The following is a 2,464-nucleotide window of genomic DNA, read 5'->3' as shown; positions in this document are numbered from 1 at the left end:
ATTTTCCGCCCGTGGGTTCTTCAGACCTGGTTTTTATTGGGTTGTTGTTCTTTGATTTTTTAACTGATGAAGCACCAAGTTCCTTAACAAATTCTTTTATTGATGATGTAGAAATATGTTCTTGATTGCAAAACTCTTCTACAGCTTTAGGATTATTTTGATACTGGCGATAAAGATCATACAAGGCACGGATACTTTTAAAATTACCTAAATCATAGAGCGACCTAATGCAGTCAGGGAAATCCAGAAAAACAGCGTGTTCGGATACGAAAGAAGCTGGTTTACCCAACTGTTCAGCAATATCTTTTTTCTTTTTCCCCGCTTTAATTTGCGCTGTAACATATTCGGCAATTTCCACTACAGAAAGATTATCTCGCTGTATATTTTCAATCACTTGATCGTCTTTAGTATGTGCTTCATCAATAAACGCCGGAACCTCTGACAGCCCCGCTAGCTTCGCGGCGCGGTAACGCCTGGCGCCGTGATTGATGACATAACGATCTCCATTTTTCTTCAATGAAAGCGGGGATTTAATCCCGCGCTTTTTTCCATCTTGCAGAACAAACAAAATGGAATCAGCGAGCTCTTTCAATTTGCCTTCATCAAATTCTTTCCTGGGCTGGTTCGGGTCTTCATCGATCAGATCGATACTGACCATCAGCAAGCCGTTATGCCCAGTATTTATTTTCTTTCTGTTTGCGGGGTCAATAAAATCTGACGCTTTGAAGTCGTCCAAGCCGGATAGGTCAACCATTGTTCTTCTCCATTACTTCATAAATAAGATTTAGGGCGTTTTTGATTTCTTCAGCGGCTTTTTTAGCGGCTGTTTTTTTTACTTCCCAGACGGGTATCTTGTTTACCAGCGCTTCAGGAATCGACGACCTGATTCCTATTTTCGCCTGAATAATCAGATGAGCATAGTTTTTTACCAATTCGATAAAGGTATTTTTTTGATCTATCGAACGCGGATTGAACCGATTTGGCACCATGCCCACAAATACCAACTTATTATTGTATTTTTCTTTTATTCCGAAGATTGTCTGTAGCATCGTCGTAATTCCAGAAATCGAATAGCTTTCAAGCTCAATAGGGGACACCACAAAATCTGAAACCATAATCGCCGCAGTCATTCGTAGCCCCATGGTCGGCGGCGTATCAATTATGCAGTAGTCGAAAGTATCATTAAAATTGTTAATATTAAGCATAAACTGCTTAATCACAACGGGATCAGCCCGTTCAATATCTGCCAGTCCTGCATCAGCACCAATCACATTTAATCCGTTTTCTGGCTCAAAAGACAGGGGTTCTGAAAACATCATTGATGCTTTTGCATCAGCAAGATAATTTCCTAAGGTTGATGTGCTGTTGCCTTGGGGGTCAGTGTCAATAAAAAGAACTCGCTTCCCCTTATCGCGCAAATCAAAAGCCAAATGCACAGCAATGGTGGTTTTTCCCACGCCCCCTTTTTGGTTGGTAATCGCGATTGTTTTCATTTTTCTTTCCCCTGTTTCTTTAAACAACAGGCTCATTATAGCACCGTTACGGTGCTATATGCAAGGAAAAGATGGAGAAAAACAGAAAAAAGTGAAGCAAATCCACGGGCGTTTTAATCAAAAAAGGGGGTTTTCGTCTGGAAGACGATAAACACGACTGGAGGGGATGGAGCGCAACGAAGTGAAGCGTTCCCCTCGGCAAACCCACTTCTTCCGTCCTGCGTTGCGTAGTAGCGTCCTATGCCTTATCTCAGCCCTACTTAGTCACCCCAGACACCCTTCTTGCCGAACCGCAGTTACAAGAACGATAGTGAATGTGTGTTATTGGTTGTGGGAGCCAGTTGGCGACCACACATTAGACTGTATGTTCTGGTCGTTATGTTTCTGTTCTTGGATAGTGGTATGGGTTTAGGCGACTATCAGGAGCCTTTTTGAAGTCCGTACCCGATAGGGTAGGACACATTAGAGAGCAAGCCAAGGAGGGCGAAGGGTAGGCGAGTAAGTAAGGTTAAATATTTTTAAAGGTTAAATAAAGGAAAGGATAGGGATTTATCCAAAAAAATATCCCCATTGAAATCAATAGCTTACGCGAAAAATTGCATTTTAAGTGCACGGTATAACTACCAACCGGCGGTGAAGTGCACGGCATAGCTACCACCTTTTTGCCATAATCCCGCTTAAAAAAAGTGAAGTGCATGGGATAGCTACCACCCTAGCCGGTGAAGTGCACGGTATAACTACCAACCGGCGGTGAAGTGCACGGCATAGCTACCACCTTTTTGCCATAATCCCGCTTAAAAAAGTGAAGTGCACGGCATAGCTACCACTTAATGCACGGCATAGCTACCATCCTAGCCGGTGAAGTGCACGGCATAGCTACCACCCTATTTTGATTTATCCACAAACGCAAGGCGGCGGTTCTTCGCCGCCAGATTGGCCGATTTTTGCTCGGTTCTAAAGTCCAGTGAAGC

2 protein-coding genes and 1 CRISPR repeat array are annotated in these 2,464 nt (G+C 43.2%); both genes read right to left on the bottom strand.

The genetic code is table 11. The annotated features are described in order from the left end of the window. Positions 1 to 754: ParB/RepB/Spo0J family partition protein (locus tag ACOCD2_RS16740; protein WP_419581896.1), on the bottom strand; the 754-nt coding region annotated here is incomplete at its 3' end. After that, a complete protein-coding gene (locus ACOCD2_RS16735; RefSeq protein WP_419625804.1) occupies positions 747 to 1,529 on the bottom strand; it encodes a ParA family protein in 783 nt (260 codons plus the stop codon). The genes ACOCD2_RS16735 and ACOCD2_RS16740, both read right to left, overlap by 8 nt. Positions 1,530 to 2,126: 597 nt before the next feature. After that, positions 2,127 to 2,376: direct repeats of the CRISPR family, unit length 25 nt; unit sequence GTGAAGTGCACGGCATAGCTACCAC. Between the last annotated feature and the right edge of the window lie 88 nt (positions 2,377 to 2,464).

This window comes from Thiolapillus sp. (assembly GCF_048562965.1).
Classification (GTDB): Bacteria; Pseudomonadota; Gammaproteobacteria; order Chromatiales; family Chromatiaceae; genus Thiolapillus; species Thiolapillus brandeum_A.
The sequence above is the reverse complement of the archived record's forward strand: the minus strand, read 5'-3'. Positions and strand labels throughout refer to the sequence as shown.